This window comes from Rhizobium leguminosarum, from assembly GCF_019798305.1.
Taxonomy (GTDB): Bacteria; Pseudomonadota; Alphaproteobacteria; order Rhizobiales; family Rhizobiaceae; genus Rhizobium; species Rhizobium leguminosarum_U.
Genome location: NZ_JAAXDD010000022.1, coordinates 23,388 through 36,244 on the forward strand (window position 1 = coordinate 23,388; position 12,857 = coordinate 36,244).

Annotated in this window: 14 protein-coding genes; 7 read left to right on the forward strand and 7 right to left on the reverse strand. The window is 62.2% G+C overall.

The features are described 5' to 3' along the window. Positions 1-198 precede the first annotated feature (198 nt). Entirely contained in the window at positions 199-756 is a 558-nt protein-coding gene (locus HFO99_RS29980; protein ID WP_222332296.1) for a dihydrofolate reductase family protein, read from the forward strand. Positions 757-920: 164 nt separating this feature from the next. Further along, complete coding sequence (locus tag HFO99_RS29985) at positions 921-1,502, forward strand: transglycosylase SLT domain-containing protein (protein ID WP_222250964.1); 582 nt, start codon at positions 921-923, stop codon at positions 1,500-1,502. A 274-nt stretch (positions 1,503-1,776) separates the two neighbouring features. Here HFO99_RS29985 and pdeM read toward each other — a convergent pair whose 3' ends face one another. From pdeM to HFO99_RS30000, 3 genes are read right to left on the reverse strand one after another with little or no spacing between them, the layout of a single operon-like run. Beyond that, positions 1,777-2,502 carry a ligase-associated DNA damage response endonuclease PdeM gene (pdeM, locus tag HFO99_RS29990; protein WP_222365330.1) on the reverse strand — a complete coding sequence of 242 codons (726 nt, stop codon included), beginning with the start codon at positions 2,500-2,502 and terminating at the stop codon, positions 1,777-1,779. 43 nt (positions 2,503-2,545) lie between these two features. Then, positions 2,546-5,056: a ligase-associated DNA damage response DEXH box helicase gene (locus HFO99_RS29995; protein ID WP_222365331.1), complete on the reverse strand. Its 2,511-nt coding sequence runs from the start codon at positions 5,054-5,056 to the stop codon at positions 2,546-2,548. 48 nt (positions 5,057-5,104) lie between these two features. Next, positions 5,105-5,737, reverse strand: coding sequence for a YitT family protein (locus tag HFO99_RS30000; protein ID WP_222365332.1), 633 nt, complete (start codon positions 5,735-5,737; stop codon positions 5,105-5,107). 133 nt (positions 5,738-5,870) lie between these two features. On the opposite strand from HFO99_RS30000, the gene HFO99_RS30005 reads away from it, so the two are divergent. After that, positions 5,871-6,371 (forward strand): RrF2 family transcriptional regulator, encoded by a 501-nt coding sequence (locus HFO99_RS30005; protein WP_222365333.1) that lies wholly within the window; start codon positions 5,871-5,873, stop codon positions 6,369-6,371. A gap of 23 nt (positions 6,372-6,394) precedes the next feature. Further along, positions 6,395-6,856, forward strand: a complete 462-nt coding sequence (locus HFO99_RS30010) for a carboxymuconolactone decarboxylase family protein (protein ID WP_131628007.1) — start codon at positions 6,395-6,397, stop codon at positions 6,854-6,856. Between the two features lie 390 nt (positions 6,857-7,246). On the opposite strand, the gene HFO99_RS30015 is transcribed toward HFO99_RS30010, so the two are convergent. Together HFO99_RS30015 and HFO99_RS30020 are read right to left on the reverse strand one after the other, a co-directional pair. Then, the gene (locus HFO99_RS30015) at positions 7,247-7,882 is read right to left on the reverse strand and encodes a YitT family protein (protein ID WP_222365334.1); all 636 of its coding nucleotides are present in this window, start codon (positions 7,880-7,882) and stop codon (positions 7,247-7,249) included. A gap of 211 nt (positions 7,883-8,093) precedes the next feature. Then, positions 8,094-9,026 carry a class I SAM-dependent DNA methyltransferase gene (locus tag HFO99_RS30020; protein ID WP_222365383.1) on the reverse strand — a complete coding sequence of 311 codons (933 nt, stop codon included), beginning with the start codon at positions 9,024-9,026 and terminating at the stop codon, positions 8,094-8,096. A 201-nt stretch (positions 9,027-9,227) separates the two neighbouring features. On the opposite strand from HFO99_RS30020, the gene HFO99_RS30025 reads away from it, so the two are divergent. The 3 genes from HFO99_RS30025 to HFO99_RS30035 all read left to right on the forward strand — a co-directional run bounded on the left by HFO99_RS30025 (position 9,228) and on the right by HFO99_RS30035 (position 11,425). Then, positions 9,228-9,494, forward strand: coding sequence for a DUF6460 domain-containing protein (locus tag HFO99_RS30025; protein ID WP_222332303.1), 267 nt, complete (start codon positions 9,228-9,230; stop codon positions 9,492-9,494). 1 nt (position 9,495) lies between these two features. Then, positions 9,496-9,993 carry a CAP domain-containing protein gene (locus HFO99_RS30030; RefSeq protein WP_012755951.1) on the forward strand — a complete coding sequence of 166 codons (498 nt, stop codon included), beginning with the start codon at positions 9,496-9,498 and terminating at the stop codon, positions 9,991-9,993. 85 nt (positions 9,994-10,078) lie between these two features. Next, positions 10,079-11,425 (forward strand): MATE family efflux transporter, encoded by a 1,347-nt coding sequence (locus HFO99_RS30035; RefSeq protein ID WP_222365336.1) that lies wholly within the window; start codon positions 10,079-10,081, stop codon positions 11,423-11,425. Here HFO99_RS30035 and HFO99_RS30040 read toward each other — a convergent pair. Further along, positions 11,401-12,489 carry a quinone-dependent dihydroorotate dehydrogenase gene (locus tag HFO99_RS30040; RefSeq protein ID WP_222365338.1) on the reverse strand — a complete coding sequence of 363 codons (1,089 nt, stop codon included), beginning with the start codon at positions 12,487-12,489 and terminating at the stop codon, positions 11,401-11,403. The genes HFO99_RS30035 and HFO99_RS30040 overlap by 25 nt on opposite strands. After that, the gene (locus HFO99_RS30045) at positions 12,486-12,839 is read right to left on the reverse strand and encodes a DUF952 domain-containing protein (protein ID WP_222365340.1); all 354 of its coding nucleotides are present in this window, start codon (positions 12,837-12,839) and stop codon (positions 12,486-12,488) included. Before HFO99_RS30045 ends, HFO99_RS30040 begins: the two co-directional genes overlap by 4 nt. Positions 12,840-12,857: the final 18 nt, after the last annotated feature.

The window sequence follows — 12,857 nt, forward strand, 5'->3', positions numbered from 1 at the left end:
TCTTCCTGAAAATGGGCTCGGCAAGACACCCGGGCACGAAGAGCCTGCCAGGCGGCAGCCGCTTGCCGGTGTTTTGGTGGCAGTTCATCCAAGCCCCCAAAAAACCGCTTGCATATTGCTATCAGTCTATCTAGTTTTCAACCAGTTGCTATACGCAATCGGTTTTACCTTGATTGGCAATTCGGAAGGAAGATGGAAATGAGAAAGCTTGTTGTCTGGAACCTGATGACGCTCGATGGTTATTTCGAGGGCACGAAGCCGTGGGATATCGACTTCCACAATCTCGCCTGGGGGCCTGAATTGCAGCGCTATGCCGAACAGTTCGGTCGGGAAGGCGACCTGCTGGTCTTCGGCCGCAAGACCTATGAGGGCATGGCCTCCTACTGGCCGACCGCCGAGGGCGAAGGTGAGATCAAAGCCTATATGAACGGCATCGCCAAGATCGCCGTGTCGCGGACGATCACCGAGCCCGGCTGGAACAATGCCCGCGTCGTTAGCGATCCGATCCCCGAATTGACGCGGCTGAAGCAGGAGGACGGCAAGACGATCTTCATCTTCGGCAGCGCCGAGCTTGCCGACAGCCTGCTGAAAGCGGGGCTTGTCGACGAAGTCAGGGTTTGCCTGGTGCCGGTGATCCTCGGCGGCGGCAATCCGCTTTTCAAACAGGCAGAGGGCCAGGTGCCGCTGAAGCTCATCGAATCCTCGACAACGGAGGGCGGCGCGGTGATCCTGCGCTACGAGCCCGTCAAGGCTTAGGAGCGCTCACCCATTGGGATTTTGATGCGATGCCGTCCCGGTGGTCAGGCCAGGGTATCGATCCCTGGCCGCATAAGAGAGCAGACTGGGAAGTTCGCATTCGACTAAAAACCGGTTTTTAACATTTACGAGTTAGTAATCTCTCGGAAACGAGAGGTTTTGTCATGCGTACTCGTATCGTTCTGACGGCCGTGGGTCTCGCGCTGCTTGCCGGCTGCGCGACGGCGCCGAAGCAGACGAGGAACATCTGTGCCGTCTTCGACGAGCGCGACGGGCTCTTCTCCAGCTGGCAGAGCGCCGCCGAGCGGACGGAGAAGAAATACGGCGTGCCCGTGCCGATCCTGATGGCGACGATGTATACCGAATCCGGCTTCCAGCCCTATGCGCGGCCGCCGCGCACCAAACTGTTCGGCTTCATTCCCTGGACCCGGCCGTCGACGGCCTACGGCTATTCGCAGGCGCTCGACGGGACCTGGGATCACTATCAGTCGCAGACCGGGAACTGGACGGCGCGGCGGGCGAACTTCGCCGACGCGATCGATTTCATCGGCTGGTATCACTACCAGAACAGCGTAGAGACCGGCATTCCGCTGAACGATGCTTATAATCTCTATCTCGCCTATTATTCCGGGCCGACGGGATACAAACGCGGCGACTGGCGCGCGAACGGGCAATTGCAGCAGACGGCGCAGAAGTTTGCGCGGATGGCAGGGACGTATCAGCGGCAACTGCAGGAGTGCGATTGAGTTTGGTGTCAGGTGGGTTTTGGGTAGGGCCGCAAAGCCCCCTCTGCCCTGCCGAGCCCCGGGGTCGAGCCACGCGTCTCGACCCGTCCTTCGGACCCCCCACAGGTGGGGAGATTAGCTGGGCGCACTGGCTTCCCCAAACAACTAGCGTCACAGCCCGGTGAACCTTGGAGAGAGGCGAAGGTTTGGCCACTTGCGATCTCCCCACCTATGGGGGAGATGGCCGGCAGGCCAGAGGGGGCGGACACGGCACGCCGTCCAAATATGAAGGGCACTACCCCCTCAAGTTCCCATATCTGACCGAATAAATCCGATCTCGCCCCAACAGATGCGCCACCAGCAAAGCCTTGTCGAACAGGCCCTTCATCGTCTGATGGCCGAGATCCAGACCGCCGCTCATGACGCCGAAGGCCGGCATCAGCAGGCGGGCGCCGTCGGTGGCAAAGCACGGGCGGCGGACGGATTTTTCGCGACGGCGCACGGTCGCCGACGGATGCAGGTGGCCGGCGATTTCGCCGCTCTGCAAGCCGTTCTTCGGCTCGTGCCGGAAGGTCAGGCCGGCATAATGCATCTCGTCGGCGGAAGCGCCCGGCAGATCGACGATGCCATCTGGATCATGGTTGCCATTGATCCAGATCCACTCGCGGCCGCGCGCCATACTGACGATCAGCGCGCGGAAATTCTCCGGCAGATGCTTCGAACCGATGCGGTCGTGGAAATTATCGCCGAGCGAGATGACGAGCTTCGGATCATAACGCGAGATGACGGCGGCAAGGACGGTCAGCGTTGCCAGCGTATCGTAAGGCGGCAGCATCATGCCGCGGCGCGCGAAGGCTGCGCCCTTTTCGAGATGCAAGTCGGAAACGACGAGCAGGCCGGCATCGGGCAGATAGAGGGCGCCGAGCGAATCGCAGACGGCGGCAATGCCATGGACTGCTGTTTCGACGGCTGATGTCGCTGCCAGTCCCGATATGTCGCGCGCCAGCGCCAGGCGGTTCATCACTTCTCTTATTCCCAAATACGTCAGTCAGGCCCAATTCTCATCAGGCGAGTGCTTCGGCGATCAGATCGTCCGCCGCTTCGGCGAGCAGCGAGTCATGGGCCTCGCCCGGCACCGCCTCGCGTCCGATTTCCAGCATCACCGGCACGGCGAGCGGGGAAATATGGTCGAGAGCGCGGTGGGTGATGTGGCCCCTGATTCGCCTCAGCATATCGCCAAGACGGCCAATATCCAAAAGTCCCGTCGCCGCATCCTGCCGCGTCGCCTGCAAGAGGATGTGATCCGGCTCGTGGCTGCGCAGCACGTCGTAAATCAAATCGGCGGAGACGGTGATCTGGCGGCCGCTCTTTTCCTTGCCCGGATGGCGGCGCTCGATCAAGCCGGCAATCACGGCGCAATTGCGGAAGGTGCGCTTCAACAGGAAGGATTCGTCGAGCCAGGCTTCGAGATCGTCGCCGAGCATGTCTTCGTCGAAGAGGTCGGAAAGGTTGAGCCGACCATTGCGGATCATCAGCCCCATATCCTCGAGGCCCCAGATGGCCAGCGAATAATCGGTGGCGACGAAACCGAGCGGCTTGGCGCCTATCCGCTCCAGCCGGCGGGTCAGCAGCATGCCGAGCGTCTGGTGGGCGAGACGACCTTCGAAGGGATAGGCGACCATGTAGGCGCGGCTGCCACGCGGGAAGGTTTCGATCAGGAACTCGTCGCGCTTCGGCAGCATCGACTTGTCGTTCTGCAGCGACAGCCAGTCGCGCACCTGCTCCGGCAGGCGGCGCCAGCGGTCGGGATCGGCGATCATCGCCCGCACCTGCTCGGCGAGATAGGTCGACAGCGGAAACTTGCCGCCATTATAGGAGGGGATCTTTGGATCGAGCGAGAAGGCCTGCGAGGCGAGGCATTCGTTCTCGCGGATGCCCTCGAAGCGCAGCACCTTGCCGGAGAAGACGAAAGTATCGCCCGGCGAAAGTTGCTCGAGGAAATATTCCTCGACCTTCCCCAACGTGGCGCCGCCGCGGCCGATCCTGCCGCCCTCGCCGCGCTTGACCATGCGGATATTCAGCATCGGGCTTTCGACGATTGTGCCGAGGTTGAGGCGATATTGCTGGGCGACAGCCGGATTTGAGACGCGCCAGCGGCCTTCCGCGGTCTTGCGGATACGGGCGTAGCGCTCATAGGTGCGGAGCGCATAACCGCCGGTCGCGACGAAATCGACGATGCGCTCAAAGGTCTCCCAGCTCAGATCGGCATAGGGTGAGGCGCTGATGATTTCATCGTAAAGCTCCAGCATGTCGAAAGGTTCGGCGCAGGCCATGCCGAGCACATGCTGGGCGAGCACGTCGAGTGCGCCGCGGCCGACCGGCGGGGTGTCCTGCGCGCCGATATAATTGGCATCGAGAGCTGCCTGGCACTCCATGACCTCGAAACGGTTGGCGGGCACCAAGATCGCCTTCGACGGCTCGTCCATGCGGTGGTTGGCACGGCCGATGCGCTGGGCAAGGCGCGAGGCGCCCTTCGGCGCGCCGACATGGATGACGAGATCGACATCGCCCCAGTCGATGCCGAGATCGAGGGTGGAGGTGGCAACGACCGCGCGCAGCCGGTTTTCGGCCATCGCCGCCTCGACCTTGCGGCGCTGGGCGACATCGAGCGAGCCGTGGTGGAGGGCGATCGGCAGGCTGTCGTCATTGATCGTCCAGAGCGCCTGGAAAAGCATTTCCGCCTGGCTGCGGGTGTTGACGAAGAGCAGCGTCGTGCGATGTTCGACAAGCTGGCGGTACACGTCGGGAATGGCATATCGGGCGGAATGGCCGGCCCATGGAATGTGCTCCTCGGTCAACAGGATCGAAATATCGGGTTTGGCGCCGCCTTCGACGACGACGAGCCCGGCATGATGCTCCCGGCCCTCTTCCTGGCCGACCAGCCATTTCTGCAGATCCATGGGCTCGGCGACGGTGGCCGACAGGCCGATGGTCTGGAGGCCGGGGGCAAGGCGGCGGAGACGCGCTAGGCCGAGCGAAAGCATATGGCCGCGCTTGGAGGTGACGAGCGAATGCAGTTCGTCGAGGACGACATATTTCAGGTCTTTGAAGAAGCGCTCGGCTTCCCGGTTTGCCAGAAGCAGGGCGACCTGTTCCGGCGTCGTCAGCAGAATATCCGGCGGGTTGAGCTTCTGGCGCTGACGCTTGGCGTTCGGCGTGTCGCCGGTGCGGTTTTCTATCGTGACCGGCAGGCCCATCTCCTCGACCGGCTTCATCAGGTTGCGCTCGATATCGATGGCAAGCGCCTTCAGCGGCGAGACATAGAGCGTGTGGATGCCGGTGAAGGCGGAGCCGGGCGAGATCTTGCCGCGGCGGGTGAGATCGGTGAGCGAGGGCAGGAAACCGGCAAGCGTCTTGCCGGCGCCGGTCGGCGCAATCAGCAGCGTGCTTTCGCCGGCCTCGGCGCGGGCAAGCAGTTCCAGCTGATGGGCGCGCGGGCGCCAGCCTTTTTCCGCAAACCAGCGGGTAAAGGCGGCGGGAAGCAGGGTACGGGCTTCGGAATCGATCTGGTCCACGCCTGGAAGGTAGTGAAATGCGGGGGAAAAAGAAGAGCGGCCAGCTGCCTACATGGCGATATAGCGGTCTTTGCGATGGTTGATGGCAATCGTGAGATTGAGAACGATCGCACCGAGCACGGAGCAGGCGATGACGAAGGGGCTTGCGACGAAAAAGGAGAGCGCCAGGATGATGCCGTCGAAGCCGAGTTGGACGAAGCCGGCCCGCCAGCCGAAGCGATCCTGGATATAGAGGGCGAGAATACCGATACCGCCGAGGCTGGCGCGGTGGCGGAAGAGCGCCAGCATGCCGGCGCCGATGACGAGGCCGCCGAAGAGCGCACCGGCGACAGGATCGACATGCGCCATGCTGATGAAGCCTGAGATGAATTCCGACAGGACCGAGGTGAGCGCGATGGCGGCGAAGGTCTTGATGGTGAAGGCGGCGCCTAAGCGGCGGAAGGCGAGATAATAGAAGGGCAGGTTCACGACAAAGAAGCAGAGGCCGAAGCTCAAGCCGGTCGCATAATGGGCGAGGAAGGCAAGGCCCGCCGTGCCGCCGGCAAGCAGCCCCGCGCCGGAGAGAAGCGATACGCCGAGCACGGCGAGCATGCTGCCGGCGACGATGCCCTGGGCGTCGTCCAGCAGCGAGTGACGATCGGCGCTGGAATTCAGAAGGCCTGCGAAAGCGTTGGATGCCATGATGTTCCCCTGTCGGCTTTTCCGTCTTCTATCCAGGGTCAAGATAAAGGCAAGTGGCAAGCAACGAGGGCACCTCTTGACAGCCGGCATAATCGTGGATATTTTTTATCCATGATTTGAGGAGGTCCGGTGCATGAAGATGGGCGATGGAGTCGAGCAGGCCATTCACAGCGTTGCAGTGCTTTCCGGCCTCTCCGAAGGCGGCGTGCTTTCGGCCGCCGCGCTGGCGGAATTCCACGGCGTTTCTACGAGCTACCTGCTGAAGCATCTGCAGGCGCTGTCGGGCGCCGGCATCCTCGATACCGTGCCGGGACCGAAGGGCGGATATCGGCTGGCCAAGGCGGCGAAGGAGATTTCGCTTCTCGACATCGTGCTTGCGGTCGAGGGACCGGCGCCGGCCTTCCGCTGCGCCGAAATCCGCCAGCGCGGACCGAACCCAGTCTCCGATCGCTTTTTTGCCAAGCCCTGCAACATCAGCGCGGCGATGCTGAAAGCCGAACGAGTCTATCGGGCCGAACTTGCCAAGACGAGCATTGCCGATCTCGGCATCGAACTGAACGCTCTCGACGACGGATCGATCGCAGCTAGAGGCTGCGCTTTCCTTGAAATCCATGAACGCAAGACGGCTCGTTGAGCCACCAACAAAGGAGAAACACCATGCAACCACGTTTCAACTTCGCCAAAGCCGCTCCCGATGCCTACAAGGCGGTCGCCGCGCTCGAACAATATGTCCAGTCCTCCGGGCTGGAGCGCCGCTTCATCCACCTGATCAAGCTGCGCGCCTCGCAGATCAATGGCTGCGCCTATTGCGTCGACATGCATGTGAAGGAAGCCCGCCATGATGGGCTCTCCGAACAATGGATCAACCTGATGTGCGTCTGGCGGGAATCCCCGGTCTATGACGCCCGCGAACGGGCGCTGCTCGGCTGGGTTGACGCAGTGACCAATATCGCCAAAACAGGCGCGCCTGATGCCGACTACGAGACGCTGAAGGCACACTTTTCGGAGGAAGAGATGACGAAGATCACGGTGGCGATCGGCGCCATCAACATCTGGAACCGGCTTGCCGTCGGCTTTCGCTCACAGCATCCGCTCGATGCGGCGCAGAAGGCAGCGTGATCGAAATCTGACTACAGGAAATTCATCCTGGCAACCGACCCGAAAATCTCGGGTCGGTCGAATATCGGGTCAGTCGTGATCCCTGGTGGCCCGTACGGCAACGGCGTCAAACCGATTGCCAGAGAGGTCGACGCTATTGAATAGGTCTCGGACGACTTTCGCAATTTCTTCTGCGGAAGCGCCCTTGGCGTATTCTTCCTGCATACGGCGTCTGACAAGTTTTTCCAAATCTGACATAGTTCACCTCATCAAATCCGGCGCGAGATGAGTTTCGCGCCAAGACCGATGACAGGCAAGTTACGTTTTATTTAGAATGGCTTACCGATTGGTAATGTTAGAGCATGTCGCGCAAAGGTGTGCGGCGGTTTTGCTACAACGACAGGCGTAAAACTAAAGCGCGATGTAGCGATCAGCGCGGTGATTGATGGCGACGAAGAGGTTGAGGACGACGGCGCCGAGAACCGAATAAAAGACGACAGGCGGCGTGGTGACGAAGAAGGCGGCGGCGAGCACGCACATATCGATGGCGAGCTGGACGAGGCCGGCGCGGATGCCGAACCGCTCCTGCAGGTAGATACCGAGAATGCCGACACCGCCGAGGCTGGCGCGGTGGCGATAGAGCGCCAGCAGGCCAAAGCCGAGCAGCAGGCCGCCGAGAAGGGCCGCCCAGGCTGGATGGATGCTCGAAATGGACAGGAAGCGCGACTGCACGTCCGCAATCACCGAGGTCAGGCCGATGGCGATGAAGGTCTTGATGGTGAAGGCCATGCCGAGGCGCTTCCAGGAGAGATAGAAGAACGGCAGGTTGAGCAGGAAGAAGGCAAGCCCGAAATTGACGCCGAAGCCATAATGCAGGAGGAAAGCGACGCCGGCCGTGCTGCCAGTGAGAAGGCCGGCGCTGGCGAGCACGTAGAGGCCGAGAGCGGCAACGAGGCTGCCGGAGAATATGCCCTGCACGTCTTCGATCGGCGTGTGGCGCGTCGCAGTCGTATTCCAGAAGCCAAGGGCATTGATGAGCTGTGTCATGTCGCCAGTCTCCACGGCAGACGAGTTCAAGAACGCGCTTGGGAAAACCCGGGCGCGACGGAATTTTGGATCATGAAAGGAGCCCGAGCGCCTCGGCGTAATATTGGCGGGCTCTCAGCCGATGCGGTGCAGTATCGGGTTTTTCGGCCTTTCGATCAAGCGAAATAGGTAAGCAATGCTGACCTATTAAGAAATCGCAAGAAATGTTCGCTCACGCGGGCTTGCGCGTAAGGAATAGAATGCCGGAAACCGGTTTTCCGCCATCTTTGCGAATGACCGACTTGACGATCTTCAGGATTTCCAGCCCGTGACGGGCAAGCAGCATCCTGACATAGCTTTCCGAATGGGCGTAACGCAGCGACGGGGCGAGATGAAAACCCTCGCCGTAACCTGCATCCTCGACGGAAAAGGCGATAACGGCGCCTGATGCAGCGAGTTCTCCGACGATGGCAAAGACGCTTTCGAGATTGCCGAGATACATCAGCACATCGGCTGCCGTCACCAGGTCGGCGCGATGGTGCGCGGCATCGGCGAAGAGGCCGGAGAGCTCGGGCGCGAGCGAGAGATCGGCCTGGGCGAGACTGTCATAGATATGTTTTTCGGCGGCCTTCGCCAGCATGTTCTGCGAGAGATCGAAGCCTTCGAGGCGGTCGACATTGGCACGGATCTCCGGGCCGAGCAGGCCGGTGCCGCAGCCGAGATCGACGGCGCATTCGTAGCGCCTGCCGGTGGTGGCGATGAGCGCTGCCAGTTTCTGCGGGACGCTATAGTCGAGCTTTTCGACAAGTGCTGATTCGAAACGGTCGGCATAGTCGTCGAAGAGGCGCTCGACATAGCGGCTCGGCGGCAGGTCCGGCGTGGCAGCGTCGCCAAGAAGGGCGAGCTTGAGGGCGGCGCCGAAAATGTCCTCGGAACCGAGAGCAAGCGTCCTGCGATAGGCCTCGATCGCGGCCTCACCCCTGCCCGCCTTTTCCAGGTAGGTGGCAAGGCGATACCAGCCGGCGGCCCAGGCAGGCACGAGCTCGAGGGCCTGTTCCATCAGCTCGGCAGCCGCTTCCGGCTCGCCGCCTTCTTCTAGCATCCGGGCATAATCGGCGCGGCGGTCAGCGATGACATCGCCTGAGGAAAGCTGGTGGGGCTGCATCAATGGGCCTGTCGCTGTTTCTTTTACGCATGTGGTTGCCGCAAAACCGCTGCACACTTTTGCGCGACATGCGTCGGCCCGCATCTGGCGGCGGCCACAAAAAAACTCAAGTCCTATTTCAGAGGCGAAGCGGCCAATTCCGGAAAGGGCTTGCGGGCGCCGCGCCGCGACCTTATTCCAAGGGCAAACAGGAGATGGCTTATGTCCGATCAGGCGAACAGGTTCCTCGGCGATTCAATCGGCCGCACATTGATAAAGCTTATCGTGGTGTCGCTGATCGTCGGTTTCGTCATGACCATCTTCGGCCTGACGCCGTGGGGCATCATCTACGGCATACGTGATTTCATCCTGGAGATCTGGTACCGCGGCTTCTCGGCGCTTGGGCGCGTCGGCGACTATCTCCTCCTCGGTGCGACGATCGTCATCCCGCTCTTCATCATCCTTCGTCTTTTCAGCTACCGCCGGTAACATGACATCCATCGATCTTTCCAGGCGTGGCCTGCTGCGCCTTTCCGGACTTGCGCTCGCCGCCGGCATCGCCGGCTGCACCACGACCCCGCGGATGGCCGGCACGCCGTCGGACGGCGAGGACGAGACGGCGAGCGTGCTGCCGCTCGTCAACCAGCTCAGGGCCAAAAACGGCCTGCCGCCACTTACTGTCGATCCGGCGGCGAGTACTGCCGCCTTGTTCCAGGCAAAACGCATGGCGAGTGCGGGCAAGATGGCCCATCTCATGGGCATGACCGACAGTTTCGGCGCGCGCGTCAAGGCAAGCGGCGTGCGGCTGCCGGCGGCTGAGAACATCGCCTCCGGCCAGCAGAGCGTCGATGCCGTGGTGACGGCCTGGATCAACTCGCCGCATCACCTGGAAAACATGCTCGGACGTTATGGCGGCCTTGGCGTCGCCGTCGCCCATAATACATCTTCCAGAAACCTGCCCTATTGGGCCATGGTGCTTTCCAGCTGAGGTGATTCCGCCGGCAGCAGTTCAAGTGATGCAGCGTCGGTTGCGCGTCTGAAACGACGCGTCGTGCCGTCGCGACGAGGCCGGCATGGATACACGCAGCAATCACAACGCGCTCGCATTCGACGTGACGCACCTGATGGTGCTGTCGATCGCCCTTCCGATGACGCTGGGCTTCATGACGACGCCGCTGCTCGGGCTGACGAACACCGCCGTGGTCGGCCGCATGGGCAATGCGGAGGCGCTGGCGGGGCTGGCGATCGGCGCGATGCTGTTCGATCTGATCCTCGGCAGCTTCAACTTCCTGCGCGCCTCGACCACCGGGCTGACGGCGCAGGCCTATGGCCGTCGCGACCAGCACGAGCAGCAGGCGGTCTTTTCCCGGGCGATGATTTCGGCGCTCGGCTGTGGTCTGGCGCTGCTCTGTCTTTCGCCGCTGCTGATGGCGGCGGGGTTGAGGCTGATGGGGGCGGAAGGCGCGATCGCGCAGGCGACCAGCACCTATTTTTCGATCCGCATGCTGGCAGCACCCGCGGCACTGGCGAATTATGCCATCCTCGGCTTCGTGCTCGGGCGCGGACAGGGCAAGATCGGACTGCTGCTGCAGGCTGTTATCAACGGCATCAACATCCTGCTTTCCATCTATCTCGGCCTGACGCTCGATTGGGGCGTGGCGGGGGTCGCCTGGGGAACGATGGCCGGCGAAAGCGTCGGCGCGCTCGCCGGGCTTTTCATCGTGCTCAGCGGCTTCGGCAAGGCAGCGCGACGGGCATGGTCCGAGGTCTTTTCCCGGCACCGGCTGGCCGAGCTTTTCGCGCTCAACCGCGACATCCTGATCCGCACCTTCGTGCTGATCGGCGCCTTCACCATCATGACGCGGATCGGCACCAGCTTCGGCGCGGTGACGCTTGCCGCCAATGCCGTGGTGATGAATTTCTTCCTGCTGGCGGGATATTATCTCGACGGGCTTGCCAATGCCGCCGAGCAGATCATCGGCCGGGCGATCGGCGCGCATTACCGGCCGGCCTTCGACCGCGGGCTGAAGCTGACGACCTTGTGGTCCTTCGGGCTGGCGGCGCTCGGCTCCGCCTTCTTCTTCCTCGCCGGCCCCTGGCTGATCTCGGTGCTGACCACCTCACCCGAGGTACGGCAGGCGGCCGAAACCTATCTGCCCTGGGCGGCGGTGACGGGTCTGACCGGCGCGCTCGCCTTCCTGATGGACGGGGTCTTCATTGGCGCCACGTGGTCAGCCGACATGCGCAACCGGATGCTGATCTCTTTTGCCGGTTATCTCATGATGCTCGCGATCTTTGTGCCGCTCTTCGGCAATCATGGCCTGTGGCTGGCGATGAACGCCTTCCTGCTGTTCCGCGGGTTCTTCCTGGCGACGCTGGTCAAGCGGCGGGCCGATCAGACCTTTCGCGCCGCCCAATAATCCAGCCTAGTATCGCGCAAGTCGCGGATTGAGCCGGCCTTCTCGCGGTCCAGGAGTTTCGACAGGCCGCGGACGATATCGCCGGCAAGACCGGGGCCTTCATAGACCATGCAGGAATAGAGCTGGACGAGATCGGCGCCCGCCCTGATCTTCTCCAGCGTGGTTTCGGCCGAGGAGACGCCGCCGACGCCAATGATCGGCAGGGCCGGGCCGACGCGCTTGCGCATCCTGGCGAGCACCGCCGTTGACTTTTCGAACAGCGGCACGCCGGAAAGACCGCCCGCTTCTTTCGCCTGGCGCTGGTCCTTAAGACCGTCGCGCGACAGCGTGGTGTTGGAGACGATCAGGCCATCCAGCGCATGCGAGAGCACTTCGGCGGCGATATCGTCCATGCCTTCCTCGGTCAGATCAGGGGCGATCTTCAGAAAGACCGGGATCTTCCGGCCGGATGCCGCTGCCATCTCGTCGCGCGCCGCAAGCACTGATGATAACAGCACCGCAAGGCTTTCGCGCCCCTGCAGGTCGCGTAGGCCAGGGGTGTTCGGCGAGGAGATGTTGGCGGTGAAATAGCGCGCGACGGAATAAAAACGGCGGATGCCGGCGACATAGTCGGCGATGCGGTCCTCGCTATCCTTGTTGGCGCCGATATTGACGCCGATCATGCCACCACCCCTCAGCGCGGCGAGGCGCCCGAAGGCGGCGTCATGGCCTTCATTGTTGAAGCCGAGACGGTTGATGACGCCTTCATCCTCCACCAGGCGGAAGATGCGCGGCCGCGGATTGCCGGATTGCGGCTTCGGCGTCACCGTGCCGATCTCGGTAAAGCCGAAGCCGAGCTTCAACAGCGCCTCCGGCACTTCGGCATTCTTGTCGTAGCCGGCAGCCATGCCGAGCGGATTTTCGAAGGTAAGGCCGGCAATGGTCTGGCGCAGGCGCGGATCGGGCGCCAGCTGGCAAGCGGGCACGAGGCCGGATTTCAAGGCGGCGATCGACATGCCGTGCGCCGTTTCCGGATCGAACAGGAAAAGACCCTTGCGGGCGAGACGCTTGAAGGGATCGATCATGGCTGCAGCTCCGGAAAGACATGGGCGCCGGCTTCGTCGAGCGGCAGCGGCGCCTCCCAGAGCACGGCGGCCAGCGGCAGATCGGCGTAGAGATGCGGGAAGAGATCGCCGCCGCGCGAGGGCTCGAAGACCAGCCTGTCACCGAGGCAGCTGCCATCGACGGCAATCAGCAGCAGGCCGGACTGGCCGGCAAAATGCAAGGCAGCGGTCTGCTTCACCTGGTCCGCGGTCGAGAAATGGATGAAGCCGTCCTTGAGATCGATGCCGGCGCCATGAAAAGTGCCGGTTTGTCTGGCTTGCTGCCAGAGTGTTTCCGTCACGATCTTGTAAAGGGTCGGTGTCAGGGTCATCATGGCCTCACGATAAGC

Excerpts from the sequence above, each read along its gene's own strand:
- HFO99_RS30005 (WP_222365333.1), top strand. The coding sequence starts at position 5,871 with ATGAAGATGGGCGATGGAGTCGAGCAGGCCATTCACAGCGTTGCAGTG.
- HFO99_RS30010 (WP_131628007.1), top strand. The coding sequence starts at position 6,395 with ATGCAACCACGTTTCAACTTCGCCAAAGCCGCTCCCGATGCCTACAAG.
- HFO99_RS30035 (WP_222365336.1), top strand. The coding sequence starts at position 10,079 with ATGGATACACGCAGCAATCACAACGCGCTCGCATTCGACGTGACGCAC.
- pdeM (WP_222365330.1), bottom strand. The coding sequence starts at position 2,502 with ATGAACCGCCTGGCGCTGGCGCGCGACATATCGGGACTGGCAGCGACA.
- HFO99_RS30040 (WP_222365338.1), bottom strand. The coding sequence starts at position 12,489 with ATGATCGATCCCTTCAAGCGTCTCGCCCGCAAGGGTCTTTTCCTGTTC.
- HFO99_RS30015 (WP_222365334.1), bottom strand. The coding sequence starts at position 7,882 with ATGACACAGCTCATCAATGCCCTTGGCTTCTGGAATACGACTGCGACG.
- HFO99_RS30000 (WP_222365332.1), bottom strand. The coding sequence starts at position 5,737 with ATGGCATCCAACGCTTTCGCAGGCCTTCTGAATTCCAGCGCCGATCGT.
- HFO99_RS29985 (WP_222250964.1), top strand. The coding sequence starts at position 921 with ATGCGTACTCGTATCGTTCTGACGGCCGTGGGTCTCGCGCTGCTTGCC.
- HFO99_RS30020 (WP_222365383.1), bottom strand. The coding sequence starts at position 9,026 with ATGCAGCCCCACCAGCTTTCCTCAGGCGATGTCATCGCTGACCGCCGC.
- HFO99_RS30025 (WP_222332303.1), top strand. The coding sequence starts at position 9,228 with ATGTCCGATCAGGCGAACAGGTTCCTCGGCGATTCAATCGGCCGCACA.
- HFO99_RS30030 (WP_012755951.1), top strand. The coding sequence starts at position 9,496 with ATGACATCCATCGATCTTTCCAGGCGTGGCCTGCTGCGCCTTTCCGGA.
- HFO99_RS29980 (WP_222332296.1), top strand. The coding sequence starts at position 199 with ATGAGAAAGCTTGTTGTCTGGAACCTGATGACGCTCGATGGTTATTTC.
- HFO99_RS30045 (WP_222365340.1), bottom strand. The coding sequence starts at position 12,839 with ATGACCCTGACACCGACCCTTTACAAGATCGTGACGGAAACACTCTGG.